This is a genomic window from Agrobacterium genomosp. 13 str. CFBP 6927 (genome assembly GCA_900012615.1).
Taxonomy (GTDB): domain Bacteria; phylum Pseudomonadota; class Alphaproteobacteria; order Rhizobiales; family Rhizobiaceae; genus Agrobacterium.
Map to the genome: position 1 here is coordinate 1,095,596 of LT009757.1, position 24,511 is coordinate 1,120,106.

20 protein-coding genes, 1 tRNA gene, 2 rRNA genes and 2 pseudogenes (1 of these 25 only partly in view) are annotated in these 24,511 nt (G+C 59.1%); 21 read left to right on the forward strand and 4 right to left on the reverse strand.

Annotated elements, in window-relative coordinates; all coding sequences use genetic code 11:
• The 3 genes from AGR13A_RS19340 to AGR13A_RS19350 form a co-directional block, all read left to right on the forward strand.
• Positions 1–1,188 (forward strand): 23S ribosomal RNA (locus AGR13A_RS19340) (it extends 1,611 nt beyond the left edge of the window).
• Between the two features lie 254 nt (positions 1,189–1,442).
• Positions 1,443–1,557 (forward strand): 5S ribosomal RNA (gene rrf, locus AGR13A_RS19345).
• A gap of 236 nt (positions 1,558–1,793) precedes the next feature.
• Positions 1,794–1,870, forward strand: a tRNA-Met gene (locus AGR13A_RS19350).
• A gap of 103 nt (positions 1,871–1,973) precedes the next feature.
• On the opposite strand, the pseudogene AGR13A_RS24735 reads toward AGR13A_RS19350, so the two are convergent.
• Positions 1,974–2,102: pseudogene (locus AGR13A_RS24735) on the reverse strand (UDP-galactopyranose mutase); the annotation flags it as partial.
• Positions 2,103–2,231: 129 nt separating this feature from the next.
• On the opposite strand from AGR13A_RS24735, the gene AGR13A_RS19355 reads away from it, so the two are divergent.
• The 12 genes from AGR13A_RS19355 (at position 2,232) to AGR13A_RS19410 (ending at position 15,255) form a co-directional block, all read left to right on the forward strand.
• Positions 2,232–3,140, forward strand: a complete 909-nt coding sequence (locus AGR13A_RS19355; protein WP_080838724.1) for a LysR family transcriptional regulator — start codon at positions 2,232–2,234, stop codon at positions 3,138–3,140.
• Positions 3,141–3,287: 147 nt separating this feature from the next.
• Entirely contained in the window at positions 3,288–4,070 is a 783-nt protein-coding gene (locus AGR13A_RS19360; protein WP_308400350.1) for a carbon-nitrogen hydrolase family protein, read from the forward strand.
• Between the two features lie 15 nt (positions 4,071–4,085).
• Positions 4,086–4,751: an RraA family protein gene (locus AGR13A_RS19365; RefSeq protein WP_035228478.1), complete on the forward strand. Its 666-nt coding sequence runs from the start codon at positions 4,086–4,088 to the stop codon at positions 4,749–4,751.
• Between the two features lie 62 nt (positions 4,752–4,813).
• On the forward strand, positions 4,814–5,854 hold the full coding sequence (locus tag AGR13A_RS19370; RefSeq protein ID WP_080838727.1) for an ABC transporter substrate-binding protein: 1,041 nt from the start codon (positions 4,814–4,816) through the stop codon (positions 5,852–5,854).
• 299 nt (positions 5,855–6,153) lie between these two features.
• Positions 6,154–7,227 carry an ABC transporter ATP-binding protein gene (locus AGR13A_RS19375; RefSeq protein WP_080838729.1) on the forward strand — a complete coding sequence of 358 codons (1,074 nt, stop codon included), beginning with the start codon at positions 6,154–6,156 and terminating at the stop codon, positions 7,225–7,227.
• On the forward strand, positions 7,224–8,102 hold the full coding sequence (locus AGR13A_RS19380; RefSeq protein WP_035228474.1) for an ABC transporter permease: 879 nt from the start codon (positions 7,224–7,226) through the stop codon (positions 8,100–8,102). Before AGR13A_RS19375 ends, AGR13A_RS19380 begins: the two co-directional genes overlap by 4 nt.
• Before the next feature lie 12 nt (positions 8,103–8,114).
• Complete coding sequence (locus tag AGR13A_RS19385; RefSeq protein WP_035228471.1) at positions 8,115–8,909, forward strand: ABC transporter permease; 795 nt, start codon at positions 8,115–8,117, stop codon at positions 8,907–8,909.
• Positions 8,910–8,920: 11 nt separating this feature from the next.
• The gene (locus AGR13A_RS19390; RefSeq protein ID WP_080838731.1) at positions 8,921–10,321 is read left to right on the forward strand and encodes an ethanolamine ammonia-lyase subunit EutB; all 1,401 of its coding nucleotides are present in this window, start codon (positions 8,921–8,923) and stop codon (positions 10,319–10,321) included.
• On the forward strand, positions 10,321–11,097 hold the full coding sequence (eutC, locus tag AGR13A_RS19395) for an ethanolamine ammonia-lyase subunit EutC (protein ID WP_080838732.1): 777 nt from the start codon (positions 10,321–10,323) through the stop codon (positions 11,095–11,097). Before AGR13A_RS19390 ends, eutC begins: the two co-directional genes overlap by 1 nt.
• A 104-nt stretch (positions 11,098–11,201) precedes the next feature.
• Positions 11,202–12,599 (forward strand): NAD(P)/FAD-dependent oxidoreductase, encoded by a 1,398-nt coding sequence (locus AGR13A_RS19400; RefSeq protein WP_080838734.1) that lies wholly within the window; start codon positions 11,202–11,204, stop codon positions 12,597–12,599.
• Positions 12,596–13,858 (forward strand): NAD(P)/FAD-dependent oxidoreductase, encoded by a 1,263-nt coding sequence (locus tag AGR13A_RS19405; protein WP_080838735.1) that lies wholly within the window; start codon positions 12,596–12,598, stop codon positions 13,856–13,858. Before AGR13A_RS19400 ends, AGR13A_RS19405 begins: the two co-directional genes overlap by 4 nt.
• The gene (locus tag AGR13A_RS19410; protein ID WP_080838737.1) at positions 13,858–15,255 is read left to right on the forward strand and encodes an FGGY family carbohydrate kinase; all 1,398 of its coding nucleotides are present in this window, start codon (positions 13,858–13,860) and stop codon (positions 15,253–15,255) included. Before AGR13A_RS19405 ends, AGR13A_RS19410 begins: the two co-directional genes overlap by 1 nt.
• Before the next feature lie 11 nt (positions 15,256–15,266).
• Here AGR13A_RS19410 and AGR13A_RS19415 read toward each other — a convergent pair whose 3' ends face one another.
• Positions 15,267–17,036, reverse strand: a complete 1,770-nt coding sequence (locus AGR13A_RS19415) for a diguanylate cyclase (protein ID WP_080838738.1) — start codon at positions 17,034–17,036, stop codon at positions 15,267–15,269.
• Between the two features lie 317 nt (positions 17,037–17,353).
• Here AGR13A_RS19415 and AGR13A_RS19420 point away from each other — a divergent pair, with 317 nt between their 5' ends.
• On the forward strand, positions 17,354–17,758 hold the full coding sequence (locus tag AGR13A_RS19420; protein WP_035223908.1) for a hypothetical protein: 405 nt from the start codon (positions 17,354–17,356) through the stop codon (positions 17,756–17,758).
• A gap of 113 nt (positions 17,759–17,871) precedes the next feature.
• Here AGR13A_RS19420 and AGR13A_RS19425 read toward each other — a convergent pair whose 3' ends face one another.
• The gene (locus tag AGR13A_RS19425) at positions 17,872–18,591 is read right to left on the reverse strand and encodes an SDR family oxidoreductase (protein WP_167377597.1); all 720 of its coding nucleotides are present in this window, start codon (positions 18,589–18,591) and stop codon (positions 17,872–17,874) included.
• Between the two features lie 76 nt (positions 18,592–18,667).
• On the opposite strand from AGR13A_RS19425, the pseudogene AGR13A_RS25225 reads away from it, so the two are divergent.
• The 3 genes and pseudogenes from AGR13A_RS25225 to AGR13A_RS19435 form a co-directional block, all read left to right on the forward strand.
• Positions 18,668–18,847, forward strand: a pseudogene (locus AGR13A_RS25225) (helix-turn-helix domain-containing protein); the annotation flags it as partial.
• A 12-nt stretch (positions 18,848–18,859) separates the two neighbouring features.
• Positions 18,860–19,588 (forward strand): LysR substrate-binding domain-containing protein, encoded by a 729-nt coding sequence (locus tag AGR13A_RS19430; RefSeq protein ID WP_308400303.1) that lies wholly within the window; start codon positions 18,860–18,862, stop codon positions 19,586–19,588.
• Between the two features lie 109 nt (positions 19,589–19,697).
• Complete coding sequence (locus AGR13A_RS19435) at positions 19,698–21,647, forward strand: ABC transporter ATP-binding protein/permease (RefSeq protein WP_080838740.1); 1,950 nt, start codon at positions 19,698–19,700, stop codon at positions 21,645–21,647.
• A gap of 34 nt (positions 21,648–21,681) precedes the next feature.
• Here AGR13A_RS19435 and AGR13A_RS19440 read toward each other — a convergent pair whose 3' ends face one another.
• The gene (locus AGR13A_RS19440; RefSeq protein ID WP_080838742.1) at positions 21,682–22,935 is read right to left on the reverse strand and encodes an MFS transporter; all 1,254 of its coding nucleotides are present in this window, start codon (positions 22,933–22,935) and stop codon (positions 21,682–21,684) included.
• A 92-nt stretch (positions 22,936–23,027) separates the two neighbouring features.
• On the opposite strand from AGR13A_RS19440, the gene AGR13A_RS19445 reads away from it, so the two are divergent.
• A complete protein-coding gene (locus tag AGR13A_RS19445; RefSeq protein WP_080838744.1) occupies positions 23,028–23,879 on the forward strand; it encodes a LysR family transcriptional regulator in 852 nt (283 codons plus the stop codon).
• A gap of 169 nt (positions 23,880–24,048) precedes the next feature.
• Positions 24,049–24,258 (forward strand): TOBE domain-containing protein, encoded by a 210-nt coding sequence (locus AGR13A_RS19450; protein WP_035223899.1) that lies wholly within the window; start codon positions 24,049–24,051, stop codon positions 24,256–24,258.
• The last annotated feature ends 253 nt before the right edge of the window (positions 24,259–24,511 follow it).

A 24,511-nucleotide genomic window follows, 5' to 3' on the forward strand; every position in this document is an offset into this window, starting at 1 on the left:
CAAATTGCACGCGTAACTTCGGAAGAAGCGTGACCCCATTTTAGGCAACTATGATGGGGTGGCACAGACCAGGGGGTAGCGACTGTTTATCAAAAACACAGGGCTCTGCGAAGTAGCAATACGACGTATAGGGTCTGACGCCTGCCCGGTGCTGGAAGGTTAAAGGGAGGGGTGCAAGCTCTGAACTGAAGCCCCAGTAAACGGCGGCCGTAACTATAACGGTCCTAAGGTAGCGAAATTCCTTGTCGGGTAAGTTCCGACCTGCACGAATGGCGTAACGACTTCCCCGCTGTCTCCAACATAGACTCAGTGAAATTGAATTCCCCGTGAAGATGCGGGGTTCCTGCGGTCAGACGGAAAGACCCCGTGCACCTTTACTATAGCTTTACACTGGCATTCGCCAAGGCATGTGTAGGATAGGTGGTAGGCTTTGAAGCAGGGACGCCAGTCTTTGTGGAGCCATCCTTGAAATACCACCCTTATCTTCGTGGATGTCTAACCGCGGTCCGTTATCCGGATCCGGGACAGTGTATGGTGGGTAGTTTGACTGGGGCGGTCGCCTCCGAAAGAGTAACGGAGGCGCGCGATGGTGGGCTCAGACCGGTCGGAAATCGGTCGTCGAGTGCAATGGCATAAGCCCGCCTGACTGCGAGACTGACAAGTCGAGCAGAGACGAAAGTCGGTCATAGTGATCCGGTGGTCCCGTGTGGAAGGGCCATCGCTCAACGGATAAAAGGTACGCCGGGGATAACAGGCTGATGACCCCCAAGAGTCCATATCGACGGGGTTGTTTGGCACCTCGATGTCGACTCATCGCATCCTGGGGCTGGAGCAGGTCCCAAGGGTATGGCTGTTCGCCATTTAAAGCGGTACGTGAGTTGGGTTCAGAACGTCGTGAGACAGTTCGGTCCCTATCTGCCGTGGGTGTAGGAATATTGACAGGATCTGTCCCTAGTACGAGAGGACCGGGATGGACGTATCTCTGGTGGATCTGTTGTCCTGCCAAGGGCATAGCAGAGTAGCTATATACGGAATGGATAACCGCTGAAGGCATCTAAGCGGGAAACCAACCTGAAAACGAGTGTTCCCTATCAGAGCCGTGGAAGACGACCACGTTGATAGGACGGGTGTGGAAGCATGGCAACATGTGAAGCTTACCGTTACTAATAGCTCGATCGACTTCTTCGTTCCCATTGAATATGTTCATCAAGCAAAGCTTGATGACATCATCTTCTGTCCTCACGGGCCACAAGGCCCTGCGGACGGCGCGCCAAACGATTGGCGACGGACTAGCGTCCTGTATGGCTGCCAAACTCAACATCGAGCAAGGCAGGCAAACGGACCAGTCAAAGAAAGACGTGTAAATTAAAACGAAGCGCAAGCTTCCCAGCTTCTCGAAACAACACGCATGTGAAAACATGTTCAATGTTGCGTTTTGCCGACCTGGTGGTTATCGCGGGGCGGCTGCACCCGTTCCCTTTCCGAACACGGCCGTGAAACGCCCCAGCGCCAATGGTACTTCGTCTCAAGACGCGGGAGAGTAGGTCGCTGCCAGGTCTGCAAAACGCAACATTCTATCTTCTCTAAGCAAACTTCGGCCCAGCCGATACATAGGGCCGCTTACGCGGCCTTTTGCAGTTTAAGACAAAGCTTTAAAAGCAATAAAACAGCGTACAAAAATCATGTGCGCCTCTTACAGGAGATAAATTGCTCCGCAATTTACTCCGCCAGAAATCCGTCGTCGCTAAAGCAACGACGTAGTCGCGACATTCGGCTTCACCGAATGCGCTGGACGCGGGGTGGAGCAGCCCGGTAGCTCGTCAGGCTCATAACCTGAAGGCCGCAGGTTCAAATCCTGCCCCCGCAACCAATATCTCATAAGACATTCAAGACTTATCAAAGGGCCCGAGGAAGCTCAGGGCCCTTTTGGCGTTGTGCGGAAATTGTCATTCAAGCAGCCAATCCGGCCGGGCCTAAACGGGTGAATGCAGAAATGCAGGCATGGAACCGCCCTCTGATCGCCTGGCGCGATAGAGGCGGGCGGTGTCGAGTGCCTCCCGGATGGTCACGTCCATGTCCAGATAGCGATAGGTCCCGAGGCGGCGGCGTTGATCCCTTGATTATGGGGGCGCGCATCGGACATACTCGCACTCGAACCACAAAGGCCACGGGCAAGACGATGCCAGAGACGCAGTGCTGGATCGCGGCGCCATGCGAGAAGATTTTACCTCATGAATACGCGATTTCTCGAGACTTTCCTCTGGGCTGCACGGCTGAACAGCTTTTCGGCAACTGCGGAACGTTTGCACACCACCCAGGCATCCGTGTCTAACCGCATTGCCGCGCTGGAGAGAGAGCTTGGCGTTGTGCTGTTCACGCGTGATGTGCGCTGCGTCAACTTGACGCCTGCCGGTCGTCTGGCGTTGCAGCATGCCGAAAAGATCGTCAACCTGACCGGGGAGTTCCGGCAGATCGTCAGTAGCCGCGAGGCGCTGAGAGGCACAGTGCGCATCGGTGCTGCGGATACGATTGTATATGCGTGGTTACCACAGCTCATTCGCCGTATGAATGAACGATATCCCGGTGTCAGCCTTGATCTGACCATCGACACCAGCCTGAAATTATCCCAGCGCATTCAGAACGGTGAGGTGGATGTCGGTTTCATCATGGGGCCGGTCTTGGCAGCGAATATCTATAATTCGCCGCTCTGTACATTCGAATCATGTTGGGTCGGCGCGATGGAACTGGCGTTGCCGGAAACGGGTGTCACACTCGAAGATATCGCGCATTTTCCGCTGCTTACCTTCTCGACAGGATCGCAGCCGCACCAGGCGCTGCGCGCGCTGCTCGATTCCCACGGGCTGTCTGACAGTCGCATCTATAATTCCAACTCCCTCTCGATCATGACCCGCCTTGTGGCCGCCGCCGTTGGCGTGGGCGCGTTGCCGCGCGTGCTGGTGGACGGCATCATCAAATCAGGCGAAGCGCGTATTCTCGATATCACGCCGTCGGTTCCGCCTCTGACCTTTCATACCGTTTATCAGGAGCGTGGCGACAACGCGCTTGCCCGCGCCATTGCCGACATGGCGACGGAAATCGTCAGTGAAACCACCACGCAATGGATGACGGCTGCCGCCTAAATTTTATGCTGCAGTGCGGAATGATTAATCTATAAGCTTACCTTATGGGGTTCGATAGAGTTTTTCCGTTTGTAATGGAAACAGTTCCCGTTCTTAATTCTCCTCGCAACATGAGAGGAGAGCAACGTGAAAGTCTCACTTGTTCAAATGAATACCCAGAATAACAAGGCAGAAAACCTCAAGGTTGCTGCCGATCTAATTGAGAAAGCAGTCAAGGCGGATAATCCTGACCTTGTTGTTCTTCCGGAATACTTCGCATTTCTTGGAGATAATCATCAGGAGATGCATGAAAGCGGGGAAGAATTCCCCGGCGGCGAAATCTACGCGCTGCTGTCGGGACTGGCGAAGAAGCACGCGATCACGCTGCATGCCGGTTCCATCGTCGAGAAGGAAGGCAATCGCTTCTACAATTCGACACTCGTTTTTGGTCCGGACGGTAATCAGATCGCCCGCTACCGCAAAATTCATCTGTTCGACGTCGATACGCCGAACGGCATCAGCTATCGCGAATCCGATTCGGTCGCCCGTGGCGAAGATGTCGTGACCTACAAGGTGGGTGACAAGACGGTTGGTTGTGGCATTTGCTACGATATTCGCTTCCCCGAACTGTTCCGCGCCCTGCGGGATAAAGGTGCAGACGTCATCGTTCTGCCAGCCGCCTTCACCCTGATGACAGGCAAGGACCATTGGGAAGTGCTGGCCCGCGCCCGCGCCGTCGAAACCCAGACCTACTTTCTGGCTGTCGGCCAGATCGGCACCCATGCGGGTGGCAAGAAGGCCTGCTGGGGGCATTCCATGGTCATCGATCCGTGGGGCCACATCGTTGCGCAATGCTCTGACAGTGTTGGAACTGCCGGCGCTGCCCTCGATTTCGACTATTCGGCCAAGGTGCGCGCCAACGTGCCGGTGGCGAACCACCACGTTCTCTGATCGGAGAAAGACCCAATGTTTATCGTCAACCCAATGCCGGACCAGATCGACGCGGACATCATCGAGCTTCTTGAAAAGGTCGAAGTCGCAACGATCGGTCATGTGCTTCATTCCGGCTTCGTCGATCCTGAAATCCGGGCGGTTCTTCCGGGCAAGCGGGTGGCGGGCACCGCCGTCACGCTGCGTATTCCGAACGCGGATTCGACCATGCTCCACTATCTGACACAGCTCGTGCGTCCGGGCGATATCGTCCTGATCGACCGTTGCGGTGATACCCGCCACGCCTGCTGGGGTGGTGTCATCACCAATACCATGAAGATGGCCGGCGTTAAGGCCGGTGTCGTCGATGGCCCGGCGACCGACTTCTCGGAGTTCACCAAGGTCGACATGCCCATGTGGTGCCGCGGCCCGTCGCCCATCACCACCAAGATCCTCGGGCTGGAAGGCGCGATCAATGTTCCGATCAGCGTCGGCGGCCAGATGATCAATCCGGGTGATGCGATCCTGTGCGATGAAAGCGGCGTTGTCGCCCTTCATCCGAGCCAGGCCCGCGCCATGGCGGAACGCGCCATCAGCATGCAGGAGGCCGAGATCGTGCTTCTGGAACGCCTGCGCAACGGCGAAAAGCTGCCGGATATTTCAGGTGCCAATAAATTCGTCCAGGCCAAGCTGAGCGCCTGACACAATCTTACGGGTGGCGGACCCGTTCGCCACTCCCAATAACAATAGAGGAGAACAGGACAATGAAGAAATCGATACTTCTGAGTGGGATTCTCATGCTTGGTGCGGCCGCCCTGCCGGCGCATGCCCAGCAGACCGTAACGTTCCTCGGCTATAGCGGCCTTTTCCAGGAGCGTTATACCAAGGCCGTCATCGAGCCTTTCATGGCCGCCAACCCTGACATCAAGGTCGAATATTTCCCGCAGCAGGGCTCCGCCGCCATGCTTGGTTCGCTGCGCGCCCAGAAAGCTGCTCCGCAATCGGATATCGCGCTGATGGATGTCTCCGTGGCCAAAACCGGCACGGATGAAGGTCTGTTCGACAAGATCGATGAAAGTATAACCAAGAATGTCGCCGACCTCTATCCCAATGCGCGTTTCGAAGGCGTGGCTGGCGTTGGCGTAACGTTCGACAATCTCGTACTCATTTACAATACCGACGCCATCAAGACGGCGCCTGACAGCTGGAATGCCCTGAAGGATAGCGCCCTCAAGGGCAAAGTCGCCATGCTGAGCGCCCCCGATATCGTCGGTATCGGCACGACCATCATCATGAATCACATGAATGGCGGCACCGACTTCATCAAGAATATCGATGCCGGCATCAATGCCATGGCTGAAGTTGCTCCAAACGTCCAGACCTGGGAGCCGAAGCCGGAAGTCTATCCGAATGTCGTCAACGGTCAGGTGTCGCTGGGCGTGGGCTGGAATGCCCGCAGCCAGGTGAATGCCGATGGTTCCAAGGGCAAAATGAAGGTCGTCCTTCCGAAGGAAGGCACGATCCTCCAGATCAATACGCTCAATCTCGTCAAGGGTGGCCCGTCGTCAGAAGCCGCGCGAAAGTTCGTTGATTATGCGCTGAGCCAGGAAGCCCAGGCCGCCTTTACCGCCGCCATGTATTATGCGCCGACCAACTCCAAATCCACGGTCGCTGCCGATGTGAGCGAGCGCACGGTCGTCAAGGCGATGGACAAGGTCATCCCCGTGGACTGGATTGGCCTCTCCAAGGTCCGCGACCAGATTACGCAGGACTGGCGCCGCAAGGTCATTCCGCTCAGCCGTTGAGACTTTGCGCCGAGCGCAAAATGAAAGGATTTCCGCAACCTCCACAGCGGTTGCGGAAACGGCATATCAAACACCCACGGCTCATTTCTTCTGTCGGCGCTGGGGCGACGGAAGGGATGAACTGACGCGGCGATGCATTCCGAGCGGGCCGACTGGCCTGCTAAAAGGGAGGCGCCGTGAAAAAACGCCGCGAATTTCGCGGCGCCTGCTTAGATCAAGGGACAGGGCATTTCCGCTCCCCTGCGGGCCGGACGTGTTCTGGAGAAAGGCAAGAAGCCATAATGGGAACTTCAGATATCATGCAGCCAGGATTCCTCTCGATTCGTTCACTGACCAAGCGCTACGAGACCATCGTCGCCGTGGATAATCTCAATCTCGAGATTCCCAAGGGTGAGCTGGTTGCCTTCCTCGGACCTTCGGGCTGCGGCAAGTCGACGTCGTTGCGAATGATTGCAGGCCTCTCTCCTGTCTCCTCGGGTTCGATCCTGATCGACGGCAAGGACGTGACGAAGCTTGCGCCCTACAAGCGGGACATTGGCCTCGTTTTCCAGAGCTACGCGCTCTTTCCCCATATGACGGTCCTCAAGAACGTCATGTTCGGTCTTGAAATGCGCAAGGTGCCGGCTGCCGAAGCGGAACGGCGTGCCCGTGAAGCCATTGCCATGGTCCGTCTGGAGGGGCGCGAAGACCGCCGCCCAGCCCAGCTTTCCGGGGGCCAGCAGCAGCGCGTCGCACTGGCGCGCGCCCTCGTGATCCAGCCCTCCATTCTTTTGTTCGACGAACCTCTTTCCAATCTCGATGCCAAGCTGCGTGACGAGATGCGCGCTGAAATCCGGCGCATCCAGAAACAGCTCGGCATCACATCCATTTTCGTCACGCATGATCAGGTCGAGGCGCTCAGCATGTGTGACAAGGTCGCCGTGCTCAACGGCGGTCGCCTGGAACAGCTCGGCACACCGCACGATCTCTATGAGCGCCCGGCAACCGCTTTCGTCGCCTCCTTTGTCGGTCGCACCAACAGGCTGGTCGGCAATGCGTCCGGCGACCGCATCACGGTTGGTGATGCGGTGCTGCGTGCGCCCGGCGCGCATAGTGGCGAAATCGACCTGATGGTACGGCCGCATCGTATGGCCATGACGGTCGCCGGCGATGCCGCGCCCGATTTCGACGGGGCGCCGGTCAATCGCATCGCCGGCGAAGTCCGCGATGTCTATTATGCGGGTGACATCCTGCATTACGAGATTGCCGCCGGCGGGCAGACCCTGTCCGTGGAGCGTGCGACCTCGGGCGGTGAGACGCCGGTTTCGGCAGGTAGTACAGTCAGTCTTGTCTGGCGCGTGGAGGATACTCTGGTCTTCGGAGCGAACCGATGACAGCGGCGGTCATGATCACGGCTCCCGGCGGCCGCACCTCTTCCATCGTTTTTCTCGCAACCCTTCTTCTTGGGCCGATCATTGCGGTCAACGGTCTGGCCTTCGTCATGCCCGTTTTCAATCTGCTTCTGCTTTCCTTCCGCGAAAGCCTCGGCGGCGGCGGTCTCGGGGAGGCGCACACGCTCGAAAACTGGTCGTCAACACTGACCGACGGTTTTTATATCGAACTGATCGGTCAGAGCATTCTCACCAGCCTTCTGATCACCGTCCTGACGCTTGTCGCCTCCTATCCCATCGCGCTTTATCTTCACCGGGCACAGGGCCGCTGGAAGACGCTGCTGCTGGTGCTGGTCATTTCACCGCTGCTCACGTCGGCGGTGGTGCGCACCTATGGCTGGATCGCGATCCTTGCGGATGATGGGCTCATCAATAACATCCTCTTCGCGCTGGGCGCTGAAAGCGGCGTGCGTCTGCTGTTCAATAAGATCGGCGTCGTCATCGGGCTCACCGAAATCCTGATGCCCTACATGATCCTGGCGCTGCTTGCCGGTTTCGGCAGGCTTGATCCCCGTGTCGAGGAGGCCGCGGAAACGCTCGGCGCATCGCCCTGGAAAGTGTTCTGGCGGATCATCGTACCGCTCACCATGCCCGGTGTGGCGTTGGGCTGTCTGCTCTCCTTCGTTCTGGCGGTCAGCTCGTTCATCACACCCAAGCTGCTCGGCGGCGGCCGTGTCTTCCTTCTGGCAACGGAAATCTACGATCAGGCCATCGTGACGCTCAACTGGCCTCTGGCCGCGACGCTTTCGATGATCATCCTCGTGATCTTCGGTGCCGCTCTGGTGCTCTATTCCCGGCTTCTGCGGGCCATTCTGTAAAGGAGATCGAAGATGGAAGAACGTCCCGCTCCGCTGGCGCTGAAAATCGTCGCCTTCATCATGTTCCTTTTTCTGCTTGCGCCTGTCGTGCTCGTCGTGCCGATCTCGTTTTCGGCCGACAGCTACATGAGCTTCCCGCCTTCGGGCTGGAGCCTGCGCTGGTATGTCGATCTCATGCACAATTCCAAGATGATTGGCGCCCTGGGCACCAGCACACTTCTCGCGATCATCGTCACCGTGCTGTCCATGCTGATCGCACTGCCCGCCTCCTATGCCATCGTGCGGATGCGGGTGCTCGGCGCGGATGCATTGCTCGCCTTCTTTACAGCACCGCTGCTTCTGCCAACCATCGTTCTCGGCCTTGCGATCCTGATCGTCTTTGCCGGCGCGGGCCTGCTCGGCACCTTCACCGGTCTGGTGATCGCCCATCTTATCATCGTCTTGCCCTATGCGCTGCGTGTACTCACGACGTCGCTTGCGGGCCTGCCGTTGATCTTCGAGGAGGCCGCCTCCACGCTTGGGGCATCACCGCTCACGGTCTTTAGCCGGGTCACCATGCCGATGATTGCGCCCGGCATCGTCGCGACGGCAGCACTTTCCTTTCTCGTCTCGTTCGATGAAGCCGTGATTTCGCTGTTCCTCACCGGTCCGCGCATCACAACTCTTCCCGTCGCCATGTATCAGCATGTCGAAACCCAGGCCGATCCGCTTGTTGCCGCCATTTCCGTTCTTCTGATCGTGCTGACGCTTGCCGTTGTCCTGATCGTGGACCGCACGGTGGGCCTGACGAAGACCTTCGTGAAATAAGGGCTGGAAGAATGGCATATCGACAGATCGCCGCCGGCACGACCTATCGTTTCGACGATTTGAAGATCCTGATGGCGAAGGCGACACCGGAAAGGTCCGGTGACCAGCTCGCCGGGCTGTCGGCAGAGGGGCCGGTGGAGCGACTGGCGGCGCAGATGGCGCTTGCCGATCTGCCGCTTTCCACCTTCGTTGCACAGGAATTGATCGCCTCTGATGAGGACGAGATTTCGGCGCTGATCGCTCGCCAGCATGATGCGCAGGCTTTTGTCCCCGTGGCTTCCTTGACGGTTGGTGAGTTTCGCGAATGGCTGCTCAATCCCAGGGTCGGGCAGATGGAACTTGAAGCGGTAACCTGGGGCCTGACGCCGGAAATGGTGGCGGCGGTCTCAAAGATCATGCGGCTTCAGGATCTGGTGGCGGTATCGGCCAAGCGGGAAGTCGTAACCCGCTTCCGCAACACGATTGGTCTTTCCGGCCACCTGTCCACCCGCAACCAGCCCAATCATCCCACTGACAATTCCCGAGGCATCGCCATCTCCGCCATTGATGGGCTGCTGCTGGGCAGCGGCGATGCGGTGATCGGCGTTAATCCGGCCACCAGTGCGGTGTCGGACTATATCCGCGTCGTGCAGCTGCTCGATGATCTGCGGCAATGGCTCGACATTCCAACCCAAACCTGCTGCCTTGGCCATGTGACAACGGCGATACGGGCAATGGAACGGGCTGCGCCCGTTGATCTGGTGTTCCAGTCGATTGCCGGTTCCCAGAAGGCCAATGCGGGCTTCGGCGTCGATCTCGCCCTTCTGCGTGAGGCCCATGAGGCGGGTCTGTCGCTCAAGCGTGGAACGATCGGCAGCAACCTCATGTATTTCGAGACGGGGCAGGGTGCTGCCCTGTCGGCGGGTGCGCATTTTGGCATTGATCAGCAAACGATGGAGGCGCGTGCCTATGCCGTGGCGCGCGAATTCTCACCGCTTCTGGTCAATACGGTCGTCGGCTTCATCGGTCCCGAATATCTCTACAATGGCAAGCAGATCATCCGCGCCGGCCTGGAAGACCATTTCTGCGGCAAATTGCTTGGCCTGCCGATGGGTGTCGATGTTTGCTACACCAACCATGCCGATGCCGATCAGGAAGACATGGATGTGTTGCTGACCATGCTATGCGCCGCCAATGTCAATTTCGTCATCACCGTGCCCGGTTCGGACGATGTGATGCTGAATTACCAGACGCTTTCCCATCATGATTCCATCTATGCCCGCGAAACGCTGAAGCGTCGGCCCGCGCCGGAATTCGAAGCCTGGCTGGTGGCTATGGGCGTCACGGATGCCGCTGGCAATATGATCGAGAACCCGGCGCTGATGAACCGCGGCCTTCGCGAACTCGATTTTCTGGCAAAGGACGCTGCCTGATGCGCCATCCCCGGTCGTCCCTCATCTCCGGTCCGCCGGAACGTCTCAAGGCCCTGCGGGTCGCAACGGATGCACGGGTGGCGCTTGGTCGTGCCGGCGCGGGCCTGCCCACGGGCGCGGTGCAGAGATTTCTGCTGGATCATGCGCAGGCGCGTCAGGCCGTGTGGCGTCCGCTGGATGTTGACAGGGTGGAGCGTGAGTTGCGCGAGGCGGGTGCTGATATCGTGCATGTCGCAAGCCGCGCGCCAGGCCGTGCGGATTATCTGCGGCGACCCGATCTCGGCCGCGCGCTCTCAGCCGAGGGCCGTGCTGCGCTGGAAGGACATGGCAGAGGGGCCGACGTCGCGCTGGTGATCGCCGACGGGCTTTCGGCGACGGCTGTGGAGATGAATGCCGTACCGGTAGCAACGGCGCTGCTGGAAGCGCTGGCAGGCGAAGGGTTGACGGTCGCGCCGGTCACTCTTGCCACGCAGGCGCGGGTGGCGCTGGCGGACGATGTAGGCGCTACGCTTGGAGCAAAGGTGTCAGTGATCCTGATTGGCGAACGGCCCGGCCTTTCGGCCGCCGACAGTCTGGGCGCCTATGTCACCTTCGGGCCAGAGACCGGATTGCCCGATTCCCGCCGAAACTGCATCTCGAACATTCGCGATGGCGGCGTGTCGCCCGCCGAAGCGGCCCGCAGGATCATGGCCCTGATCAGCGCCATGTGCCAGCAGCAGACGAGTGGCGTGACACTGATTGAATCCGAAAGGCCGGTGACGGCTTTGTCCGACTAACAGCAGACCTAACCTCATTCTCAGGCACGACCCCGCAGGGTGTCCCGGCTCGATCCGTCGAGCCTGCCGATTGCGTTTTTGAACCACTAAAATGAAGGGACGTCATGGTCCAGAACCCCTCCATAAAATTCGACATCGCCGTCATCGGGGCCGGGGTGGTCGGTTGCGCGGTTGCCCGCCGTTTCGCGCTGGCCGGTGCGAAAGTCGTGGTCATCGAAAAAGGTTCAGATATCCTTTCCGGGGCGTCGAAGGCCAACAGCGCCATCCTGCATACCGGCTTCGACGCGCCGGAAGGCAGTCTGGAACTGGAACTGGTGAAGGCGGGCCGGGCGGAATATCTGTCGATTCATGGGCAGATGGGCCTCAGCCTTGTTGAAACCGGCGCGCTGGTCTGCGCGTGGAATATCGACGAGGCGCAAAGTCTGGAAGCGATCGCCGGGCAGGGGCGGCGCAACGGAATTGCAGAACTCGGTCTCCTCACGGCGCGGCAGGCCCGGGAAACCATGCCGGGCTTGTCGGGCCATCTTATTGCCGCGCTCGAAGTCCCCGGCGAACATGTCATCGATCCGTGGTCCGCACCGCTGGGTTATCTCACACAGGCGGTGGCGCTGGGCGCGCAGCTGGTGTGCAACGCCGAGGTCCTGTCCGGCGTGTTTGACGGGGTATGGCGTATCGAGACGACCGCGGGTCCGATCCTTGCGGCAGGCATTGTCAATGCCGCCGGGCTGTTCGGCGATATTGTCGATGCGCGGCTCGGCCTTATCCCGGACTTCACCATCAAGCCTCGCAAGGGACAATTCGTCGTTCTCGACAAGGCTGCCCGCCGGCATGTGTCGCGCATCGTCCTGCCCGTTCCCACCGAAATCACCAAGGGCATCGTGGTGTGTCCGACCGCCTTCGGCAACGTTCTCATCGGCCCGACGGCGGAAGAGCAGGATGATCGTGACCGCGCGACGGTCGAGACGGCGGCGCTGGAAGCGCTGCTGAAGCGCGGTACGGAGATCGTTCCGGCGCTGGCCTCCGTTTCCGTGACGGCTGTCTATGCCGGCTTGCGCCCGGCCTCTGAAAAGAAGCATTACCGGGTCTCTGCGCGGCAGGACCGGCGGGCGATAACGCTTGGTGGCGTCCGTTCCACCGGCCTTAGCGCGGCACTCGGTCTGGCGCAGCATGCTCTGGCGCTTCACGAAAGTTTCGGCACGCGTTTTGTGCCCCCTCCCGTGGTGCCTGAGGTAAGGATGCCGAACCTCACCGAAACCTGCGAGCGCGACTGGCAGCGCGCCGATCATGGCGAAATCATCTGCCATTGCGAACTTGTCACCCGCCGCGAGATCGACGCGACATTTTCCAGTCCGGTGCCGCCGGGCGATTTTGGCGGGCTGCGGCGGCGCACCCGCGCCGGCATGGGGCGCTGTCAGGGTTTTTACTGCAATGCCCGGCTGGCAGCGATGACGGGCGACCGTCTGGCTGTACCGCTTGCAGTCTGTCCGGGAGACGACCGATGAACGTCTTGCAGCCTTTTCAGCAGACACGTGAAAATGTTCCAAATGCGGATGTCATCGTGGTCGGTGGTGGCCCGGCGGGTGTGGCGGCAGCGTTGGAGCTGAAGGCCCGTGGCATTGCGCGCGTGATGATCCTCGAACGTGAGCCGGCACTGGGCGGCGCGACCCGGCATTGTTCGCACTCGCCCTTCGGCATGCGCGAATTCGGACGCATCTATTTCGGCCCGGCCTATGCGCAACGCCTGCAGCGGCAGGCGCAGAATGCCGGTGTGGATATCCGCACCGGTCATTCCGTTGTGGAGCTGGGACAGGACGGCTCGCTGCTGGTGACATCGGCGTGCGGGGTCGAAACGTTGAAGGCGCGGCGCATCGTGCTCGCCACCGGCGCGCGGGAAAAACCGCGCTCCGTGCGGCTTCTGCCGGGCGACCGGCCGGTGGGCGTGATTACCACCGGCGCGCTGCAATCCTATGTCGCCTTTCACGGCATCATGCCCTTTCGCCGACCGCTTATCATTGGTTCGGAACTGGTGTCCTTCTCCGCGCTCCTCACCTGTCTGACGCATCATGCGCGGCCGGTGGCGATGATTGAGCCTGAGCCGAAACCGCTGGCGCGGTCGTTTTTCGGGTGGTTTCCGCGACTGGTTGGCGTGCCGTTTCATTGCCATGCAGTGCTCACGGATATTCGTGGGCGCGACCGTGTTGAAGAGGCAGACATCCGGCTGGCGGATGGCCGGGTCCTGACCGTCAAGTGCGACGGTGTTCTTCTGACCGGGCGGTTCACACCGGAGGCAGCACTTCTGAACGCATCTCCGGTCGATGTGGCGGCGGGCAGCGCGGGGCCGATGATCGATCAGGACGGCCGGATGGCCAACCCGATCTTCTTTGCCGGAGGGAACATATTGCGAGCCGTGGAAACGGGTGGCTGGTCGTTCCGCGAAGGCAGCCGCGTGGGCGCCGCCGTCGCCGACGATCTCGCCCGCGAGCCAGGTAATGACCGGCCAGTGCCTGTCACTTTCGCCGATCCCGTCAAACTTGCCGTACCCACCATGGTGCGATCGCAGGGACTTGACCGCCCGGCTTTTCGTGATTTTCAGCTGCGCTTTACAAGAGGTGTTCGAGGCAGGCTTTCGCTTCATCTCGATGGAACGGAAGTGTGGAGCAAGGCCGGCCTATGGCTGCCTGAACGCCGTGTGCTTGTGCCTATTCCCCGCGCCGCTGTTGAAGCGAGCCATATTGCCTTTCACTTCCGGGAGACGGATTGATGCGCATTGCAGCTATCGATCAGGGAACGACATCAACCCGATGCCTTGTGGTAAGCGACGGCGGTACGGCAGAGGTGGTCGCCAGCCTGCGTCATGCGCAATTTTATCCGGCGCCCGGCCATGTGGAGCATGACCCGGAAGAGCTGTTGCGCAACATCCGCGCGGTACTGGCCGCTGCCGGGCCGGTGGATGGCATCGCCATCGCCAACCAGGGCGAGAGTTGTCTGGCCTGGGATGCCGAAAGTGGTGAGGCGCTGTCGCCGGTCATCGTCTGGCAGGATGCCCGCACTGCCGAGGCACTGGAGGCTTTACCGCCATCGGCTGCGCAACGATCAAAAGAGATTTGTGGTTTGCCGCTGGACCCCTATTTTTCGGCCAGCAAACTGTCCTGGCTGGTAAAACACAATCCGGCGGTGGCGCAGGCGCTGGCCGAGGGGCGGTTGCGGCTGGGCACCACCGATGCCTTTTTTCTGGATCGGCTGGCTGGCCGTTTCCGCACCGACCTTGCAACGGCTTCGCGCACCGGTCTCATTGATCTGGCAACCGGTGACTGGAGCCCGGAACTTTGCGCGCTTCACGGCGTGCCGCTGGATTGCCTGCCCGCCATCGGCCCTGTCGATGGCGGCTTCGGTTCCTTTGAGGGAACGCCGATCCGCGTTTCCATCGTCGATCAGCAGGCGGCACTCTATGGCCATGGTTGCCGTAAACCTGGCGATTGCAAGATTACCTTCGGTACGGGAGCTTTCCTGTTGGCGGTGACAGGGAGTGAACCTCCGCTGAAAGGAGAGCTTCTGCCGACCATTGGCTGGCAAAAGCAGGACGCGCCCGCCGTTTTCGCCATCGAAGGCGGGGTCTACGATGCCGGCGCCGCGCTCGAATGGGCGCGAAAGATCGGCCTCTATACTGACAATGCGGAACTCGACGGTTTCGAGGGGCCGTCGGCCATTCGCCGCGGCCTCGTATTCGTGCCCGCACTTTCAGGCCTTGCCGCACCCTACTGGGACAGGCAGGCCGTGCCGCTCTTCATTGGCATGGACCATGCCACCGGGCGGGCTGACATGGTGCGGGCCCTGCTTGAGGGCATCGCCTTGCTGACGGTTCGATTGATCGAGGCGGCGCAGGCCGTCGTTCCCGTCGGCGATACAATTTCCATCGATGGCGGCCTGTCGAACAGTCGCTATTTCGCCCGTTTCCTAGCTGCTGCCAGTGGCCGGACTATTTGCGTTCCGGCCATGCGCGAATTGACGGCGCTTGGTCTGGCGGAACTATGCGACATCAATGTCGCCGCCATGCGAAACGATGTCGAGATATTTACACCTGATGGTTCGGTTGAAACCGCAGACCACGCTCGGTTTGCGCGCGCGATCGACAATGCACGGGGCTGGCGCAACCCGTGAGGCCTTGCCACTCACATGGCGTCCGACGACACCCACCTGTTCCGTCCCGTCTGCTTGGCGTTTAGAAGAGCGGCATCCGCTCTTTCCAATACGCTGCTTACGGTCCCTGCCTCTGGTGACGTTGCGATGCCGATAGAGATGGTAATCGGATCAAGCAGGCGGCCGCGATAGGTAAAGGGCGCCCGTTCAACGGCGTATCGAAGTTTTTCTGCAAGTTTGATGGCATCTTCAATACCCGCGGCCGGCATCAGCACGGTGAATTCCTCACCGCCGAAACGGAATAATTCACCCAGATTGCCAACGGCCTCCGAAAGGACCTGGGCGACATATTGCATCACCGCGTCTCCGGCATCATGGCCGAAGCGGTCATTGAAGCGCTTGAAATGGTCGATGTCGAGCATCAGGCAGGCAAGCGTGCTGGTTGGCTTTTCAATATGCCTGTTCAGCGCCTCATCGAGAGACCGACGGTTCAAAAGACCGGTCAAGGCATCCTGTTTTGCCATGCCGACCAGTCGCTGCCGAAGCTGAAGGTTTGCAACGGCAAGGCCGATATTTTCGGCGAGGAGTTCCAGATACAGGCGCTCTGCCTCCAGAGCCTCGCTGCTCTGCGGAATTTCAAGATACAATAAGCCAACGGTATCGCCCAATGCCGTCAGTGGTATGCACAGGCCCGTTCCAAAATTTCCCTGTAGGTGGTGGCAGACGACATCGTCGCCGTCCGGTTTGCTGGCATGGGGGCGTCCGCGGCGGAGCGCCCAGCAATCGTCGATCGAAAACTCCGGGGCGGAAGATGAAGGATCGGACCATTGGCCCGTCGATTGGAGGACCGAACTATGTTCCTTGAGCACGAGCAGCCGGCCGGCGATGGCGGGGAAAATCTGCGGCATGAATTTCGAGACGACGTCGGATAATTCATCCTGATTCTGACAGGCCTGAATTCGGTGCATCATTTGCAGGATCAGGTCCTTTATGCGCTGGTTCTTGCGATGCTCCGCGTCAAGCCGTTCCCGTTCCAGCCCGTTGCTGCGGAAGATCCTGATGGCCTGATTCATTTCGCCAATTTCGTCACGGCGTCCTTCGTCGGGAACGTCGATACTGTAGTCCTGGCGGGCAAGGCGCATGACAATATTGCTCATCCTGATGAGGGGTACGGCAACACGCCTGCTGAGGACGAAATAGAGTACGGCCACAAACATCAGGGCGGTCAGGGCAAGCATGACCTTGGCGATCGACCCGTAGAAATCGCTTCGGCTTTTGGCCTGGTCAACGGTTGCCTGCGATCGGGCTGCAATGGTCTGCCTCAGCGTCTCGACGGTGCTCACCAGACCCGTATGCAGTTGATAATATTCATCGCCAAACAGGAGTTGTTGTGCATCGTTCTGGCGGCCCGATCGATAGAGACCGATGGCCTCACGCTCCATCTTGTCCAGTGCATCGGCACGCTTGCGTATATCCATAAATGTGCTGGACTCTTCCGGGGAAACACCGTGGGCGGTCAGTTTAGGCAGGGTGTTCTCGAGGCGGTTTTCCTGATCTTCATCGACGTAAAATTTCGCCAGGTGCTGCTCATCGCCGCGCATGACGTAAAGACGCGCCTCCTCGGTACGCTCATCCGCAATGATCGCCAGTTCCTCAGCGAGATCGTTGAGATCAAGGTGAGTTTGGATTGCCACCCGTTCCTGGGAGGCGCTTCTGGCCGACAGAATGAACGTCGTTGCCGATACTGTCGTGAGCACGAGGGTTACGGCATAAGCCAGGTTCGTGATGGTGCTGAGTCGCATGATGGGCGCCGTCTGCTTGCCGCAAGGTGATGACCGGATGCGGCGGGTCTAATTTCAGTGTCTGCTTATTTTAAGCCATCTCGTTAAACGGGAAGTCAACGCTCCGGTTACATCTGCATGCTGCCAACGGGAGCGAAACCGCGGCAATTTCGAAATCAAGGGCCGCCCGCTGTCTCATTTCGAACAGCCACCCGCGTACCAAAAGTTGTTATCGGAGATTGACTCTCGTTTAAGAGTAAGTGAGCTTCGGTAAAGATGGGGCATCGTTCTGACGCGACCCGCTAAAAAGTCAAACATCACCGAAATTGGACATTGATATGAGAACTGTAATTGCCGCCCTCGGCTTCGTTGCCGTTTCGAGTTCCGCTTTTGCCGCTTCTTGCGAAAAAAACTTCACGGTTTCAGGCGTTCCGATGGTAACGGCCGTTTCCTATAAATCCTGGCAGGAATTGCCGAAGGCAAAGGCGTCAACAGTTCTCCAGAAGCTTGCCCAGGCCGTGGCAGCGGAAGGCTTCTCCGGTATCCAGGTCAACAAGGCTTTGTCATCGGTCGATGCGCATCAGGAGACGACCGGGAGCGGAAGAGTTCAGACCCTTCGGGTTGTCGCGCGGCAGAAGGGCGCAGGCGTGCGGATCGACGTTGTGTTCAATATTCAGGCGGGGCAGATCACCGACAAGAACGTCGTTCGCACAGGCATCTGCAACATCATCAGCGGCGCCTGATAAAACGCGGCGGCGCGGCGGAGCCATTATTACCCTGGCGGAGATCGAGATCGTCCAGTCGTTCGACAAAATGGACGATCTCCTCAATAGGCGGAGGATTTTCGACGATCCCGCTACCGCAGGGAATAACCGCCGTCGCTGAACAGCGTATTGCCGGTCATGTTGGTGTTGTCGAGCAGGAACAGCGCCGCGTGTGCCTGCTCCTCAACCGTTGCCGGGCGCTGAACGAGGCACAGCTTTCCCCAATATTCATAGGCGAGCTCGCGTATCTCAGCCGGCCGTTTGCGCCATAACTCGCTATCGGTTGTTCCCGGTGAAAGGCAATTGACCCGGATTGGATTGAGCTCAATGGCAAGTCCACGTGCGAGTCCTTCCAGCGCCGAATTACACGCGGCGTAGGCCGGTGCACCAATAGGGCGCACGGATGCCGCGCCTGACATCAGAAGGACGGATGCGTCAGACGTCAAACGAGGCAGGGCGGCGTGAATGGCCCAATATTGCCCCCAGAATTTCGCTCTGAACAGGTCCTCGCTGGTCTCCGGGTCGCCTTCCGCGAATGTGCCGGTGCTGTATGACGCTGCCGGCGTGAAAAGCCCGGAAAGCGAAGGGGCTTCGGCAAAGAATTGGGCAAGCGAGGCACGATCGGTGATTTCTACGGTGCGGCCTGAAGCCCGATCGCCCAATTCGGCGAGCGTCTTTGACAATCGTTCCTGAGAACGGCCGCCGAGCAGGACATGATCTCCCCGTTCAACGAGTTTGCGGGCGAGTGCCAATCCGATACCGGATGTGCCCCCGATGATGGCGTAGGTTTGATTTTTGCTCATGGAAGACATCTTACGTCACATCTTTCACGCGGCAGAAACGCATAATTTTCCTTCGATTGCGGAATGAAATTCGTTAGTAGAAATTATGCGACATCAATCCGGCGATGACATCGGCGCGTTTCTGGCAGTCTGCGAAGCGGGTAGCTTCGTCGCGGCCTCGGTGCGTTTGCGGCTTTCGGCTTCCGCTGTGGCAAAGTCGGTGGGGCGATTGGAAAATCGGCTCGGTATAAGACTGTTTCAGCGTACGACACGCAGGCTGCACCTGACGGCAGAGGGTGTGATTTATCGCGATGTTTGCCAGCGAGCGCGCAAGGAGATCGAGCGAACCGAGGCAGCAATCGCGGGTCTCGCGCATGAACCGGTTGGCACACTCAATGTCAGTTTGCCGCCGCTCTTTGGTGCGAGGATCGTTGCGCCGGCGCTCTATGCGCTCTGCCGGCAATGGGTGAACCTTGATTTCAGCATTTCCACTTCGACGGAACCGAGCAACCTCTTGGATGGCACGACCGATCTTGCGGTCAGGATTGGCGAAGTTCCGGATGTGAGCGGGCTCAAGGCTCGTTTGCTCGGTCACCAGCGCATTGTTCTCTGTGCTTCCAAGGCCTACTTTGAAGGGCGGCCGGTGCCGCAGAAAATTGAAGATCTGGCGGATCACACCGTGATCGCTTCTCCACGCAACGGCAAACCTGCGCCATGGCAGTTTCGCGGCGCTGAAAGCGAACTCCTGACCTGGCATCCCAAGGCGCGCCTTTTGCTAGATGGAAGCCTGCTGACGTTTTCGGCAATTGTGGAGGGACAGGGGCTCGGTCTTTTGCCCCGCTGGCTCATTCGTGACGAGCTGTCCAGCGGACGTCTGGTTTCCGTTCTGGATGATCGGGTTGCCGGGCATTTGCCTATCCATGTGCTGTGGCCGGCTTCACCCGTCATGCTGCCTCGTTTGCGCGTGGCGATTGATGCCATTGTGCACGCCACGAGGCCCTTGTTTATGGATGGGACGCTGGCCTAAGCGGCAGAAACATATGCGGACGAGCGCTGCCCCAGAAGAAAATTGGAGAATGTATCACCTTCCCTCACAAGGGCGTGAAACCTTTCAGGCGATCATCCGTTAAGCGCCCATGACCGACGCTGACGCAGGACCGAAACCGGTCGATGGTGCCGACCAGAATGGTACCAAAACCGCATCCGCGAAGGATGCTCAAGACACCGATGATCCCCTCCCGCCAGAGGAGATGGAAGCTGCTTTGGGCTTGACGCCTGAAGAGGCCGAACAGGCTCGTCGGAGATATCTGCTGAAGCGCTTCTGGATCAGCGCGCGAGGTTTCTGGAGCCGTCGTGGCGATGGGCTTGCATGGCCATTCTCGCTCGGGCTTCTGGCAATGATTGGCATAAATGTCGGTGTCCAATATGGCATCAATGTCTGGAATCGCGGGATCTTTGACGCGATTGAGAAGAGAGACGCGGCTACGGTCTATTTTCTCGGATCCGTTTTTCCGCCACTCGTCCTGGGAAGCGTCTTCATCGTGACCTCACAGGTCTATGTCAGGATGCGTATTCAGCGGCGCTGGCGCTCCTGGCTGACAAAGGCGCTGGTTGGAAGATGGATCGCAAATGGCCGTTATTATCAGCTCAATCTGATCGATGGCGACCATCAAAATCCGGAGGCGAGGCTTTCTGAGGATATGCGGATCGCCACCGAGGCACCCGTGGATTTCATTTCGGGTGTCATCGCTGCCTTCGTGTCGGCTTCCACCTTTATCGTTGTTTTGTGGACGATTGGTGGCGCCCTGACGGTCTCGATCGGCGGTACTGTGATTACGATCCCCGGCTTTCTCGTCATTGCGGCCGTCATCTATGCGCTCATCACATCCAGTTCCATAGCCTTCATTGCCCGGAACTTCGTCAAGGTTTCCGAAGTCAAAAACCAGGTCGAAGCGGAGTTCCGCTACACGCTCACCCGCGTCAGGGAAAATGGCGAGAGTATCGCCTTGCTTGGCGGCGAAGACGAGGAGCGCAGCGATCTCGACAAGAGGTTCGGTAATGTCCGGCGGCAGTGGCGGTTGATGGCGCAGCAATATATGCGCACGACAATTGTGTCGAATGGATCGATGCTGATTGCCCCCGTCGTGCCGGTTCTGCTCTGTGCGCCGAAATTTCTCGATGGAAGCATGTCCCTTGGCGAGGTGATGCAGTCCGCGTCCGCTTTCACCATCGTCCAGTCCGCATTTGGCTGGCTGGTCGATAATTATCCGCGCCTGGCCGACTGGAATGCCTGCGCGCGCCGCGTTGCCTCCCTGATGATGTCGCTGGATGGCCTCGAACGGGCCGAAAAGAGCGACACTCTCGGTCGGATCGTGCGTGGCGAAGCGGAAGGCGAGACAATACTCAGCCTCAAGGATGTTTCCGTTTCGCTGGGTGACGGAACGGCTGTCGTCAAAGAGACGGATGTCGAAATCGGTTCGGGCGAGAGGGTATTGGTGGCGGGGGAATCCGGATCGGGCAAGAGCACGCTGGTTCGGGCCATTTCCGGTCTTTGGCCATGGGGTGGGGGCAGCGTGAATTTCCGCGCCGGCAGCCGACTGTTCATGCTGCCGCAACGGCCGTATATTCCTGCCGGCACGCTCCGTCGGGCTGTCTGCTATCCGCAAGCGGCTGAGAGCTGGACGCTGGAAGAGATCGGGGCGGCTCTCGACAAGGTTGGTCTCGGTCAACTCAAGGACAGGATCGAAGACGATGCGCCCTGGGACCAGACGTTGTCGGGCGGTGAAAAACAAAGGCTGACCTTCGCGCGCCTGTTATTGAATGCCCCCGATATCATCGTCATGGATGAGGCGACGGCAGCCCTGGACGAAAAAAGTCAGGACAAGATGATGCAGACGGTGATCGATGAACTACCCGACGCCACGATCATAAGCGTGGCGCATCGTGCAGAACTGGAAGCATTTCATAGTCGCAAGATCACACTGGAACGTCGGGAAGGCGGCGCGAAGCTTGTCAGCGATATTGATCTCATTCCCCGCAAGGCGAGAGCAGGCTCGCTGCTTCGCCGAATGGTCAAGCGGAAGTGACGCTTCGGCCGACACTTTGCTCCCACGTCCCACGTTACGAGCCCGTTTGAGAGAGAGGGAGGCGCGACGATGAGATGGCCAGAGGGAGCGCCGTTACAAACACCGGCACGATCAATGCCGACCATGCTGCCCCATAGCCGAAATGGTCGACAAGGAGACCGAATATGTAGGGGCCGATTGCCATGACCGCCAGACAAATGGTGGAAGCGAAGGCGATCGTTGATGCAATCGAACCTTTCGGCGCACTTTCGGCGATTTCCAGCAGGTAAAGCGGAAACCAGCCGATGCCGAATATGCCCAGCAGGACAAGCACCAACAGGATAACGGGTGCCGGGGTGCCGATGGGAAGGATTGCCAGGATTGCGGCAGTGCCTGCGGCAATGATGGATACACGGCCGAATGATTGACCGCGAAGACCGGGCCGAAAGCGATCGCTGATCCATGGCAGCAGAACGCGGCCCGGAATGCCCGCAAGCTGTGTTGCCGCGAACATCGAGGAGGCGACAAAGAGGCCAAGTCCCAGTCCGTCAGCCATGAACCCGATGACATGCGCCGTAAGGGTAAATTGAAAGGCGGACATGGCAATGCCAAGCCGCAATACGGGCCAGAAACCGCTATTCTGACCGACGATGCGGACGAGTTTTGCCAGCGGAAGCGGCGGCTCCGTTTTTGCCGCCAAATCGCTTCCCTCGCGATACAACCCCCAGAAAAGCGCAGCGCCCAGCACGGAGATCGCGGCGCAGAGCCATGCTGCGGCATGCCATCCGTAACGGACTGCCATAAAGGGAAGGAGAGCGGCTGCGATCATCGTTCCGAAGGGAACGGCTGCCTGTCGAAACCCTGTCGCGATGCCGCGTTTGGCGGGCGGGAACCAGCGCATGATCGCCCGCGTGCCGCCCGGCTGGACCGCTGCATAAGTACCACCCAGAAACGCGATGCAGACAAGCAGCGCGGGCAGGCTGTTTGCGAATGCCGCCGCACATGCCATCGCGATCGCCATGCCGAGCATGGCAATGCCGACGATGCGGCGTTCGCCATGAATGTCGATGGCGCGGCCGAGCGTGAACATGGTCACGATCTGGATAGCGTTCATGACGGTGACGGCGAGTGACGCGGATGCAAGAGAGACGCCAAAGGCTTCACGCCAGAAGGGCACGAGAATGTAGATGCCCTGCGACACGAACGAGCCGGCGGTCTGCGTGCCGACTGCCACGGCAAGCACGGCCCAGATCCTGGGATCGGTGACGGAAACGGGTGTGGGCGAAGTCGAAGAAATCTGTGACGACACGGAAAAGCTCCTATCAAGAGTTTTCGTGCAATAGCCTTCCCGGAGAGCCGATAGAATTAAGGACTTGCACATTTCAATGATAACAGCTTGTTATGCAAACCATGCGCTCATTGGATCCCATAGCCGTCGAGGCTTTTCTTCTTGTTGCCGAACTGCAGTCGTTCACCCGGGTGGCGGGCGTCATGAATACGTCGCAGGCCGCCATATCCCTGCGCCTGCGTCGGCTTGAAGAAATGTTGGGGCATCGCCTGGTCGAACGGACGCCGCGCCGGGTGCGATTGACGGCGGCAGGGGAACGTTTCCTGGAGCCGGCCCGCGCCTATGTCGCTGCCGGCCGTCGTGCGAGTGATGTCTTTGAGCAGGAGCCGACACGTCTGGCGATCGGCGTCACGCATCATTTGATCGGAGCCGACCTGCCTCGAATACTCCGGGTGATCAGTGAACTTGAGACCAGCGTCACGCTCCATCTTCGTACAGCCGGCACAAGGACCCTGCTTGAACTCTACGATGCCGGAGAGCTCGACGCGATCGTCGTGTTGCGGCATGACGATATCCGACGAGACGGGGAGCCTCTGTTTCAGGAAAGCTTTGGCTGGTACTCCAGCCCGGATTTTGATCTTCCTGCAAGCGCCCCGGTGCCGCTGGTTCTTCAACCGGAGCCCTGCAACTTACGAGCCATGGCACTTCGGGCGCTGGATAGCGTGGATATTGCGTGGCGTGAGGCTTTTGTCGGAACCGGGGCAACGGCGGTGGGCGCAGCGGCGGAAGCCGGCATCGGCGTCGCGCTCCTGGCGCGAAGCGCCGCTCCGGCGGGCGTGCGGGAGGTGAGGAGCCGCTTTCTGCCGGCGCTTCCAAAACTGGATGTCGTGATGATTTCCACAGTGACCGGCGATCGTGCGAACTCTGCGCTCGCACGTATCACCCGTGCATTTCGATCATCCTGACGAGGCGGGTATTTGCCTTTTCTGGGCTTTTGGAGAGCCAGCGCCGAAGTACCTTTGGTTCAACTGCCTCGTAAATTCTTTTAGTCATTGGCCCCGTAAATTCTTGGCAGCCGCCGCAGAGCATCTTAGACTCGGCCGATCGTATCGACATGGGCAGAAGGAGTTGACGATGAAGATCAGTGCGCGCAATCGCCTCAAGGGCAAGATCATCGATGTCGTCAAAGGGGCGACAACTGCACATGTGCGTATCGATATTGGTGGCGGTATTGTCGTCACCTCATCCATTACCAATGATGCCGTCGATGAACTTGGACTGAAGGTCGGCGGGGATGCCTATGCTGTCGTCAAGGCATCGGACGTCATGGTCGCGGTGGACTGATCCGCCCCCCCTCGAGCTTCTGACAAAAAAGCGGCGTCGGCTCATCCGTATATTGGGTGAGCGGACAACACTCGCAAGTTAAGTCCTTGCCGATAGGCATTTAAGCGACTACCGATATATTCTCATAAACATATCGACGATCATCAATACCGGGGTGACTTGTCAGCGCTGCCGCGCCGAATTTTCGGGACGGCCAGACCTTCAGGCGAAACGAAATGGCCGCGTTACACCTTGAAATGGCGTTTGCGTCCCG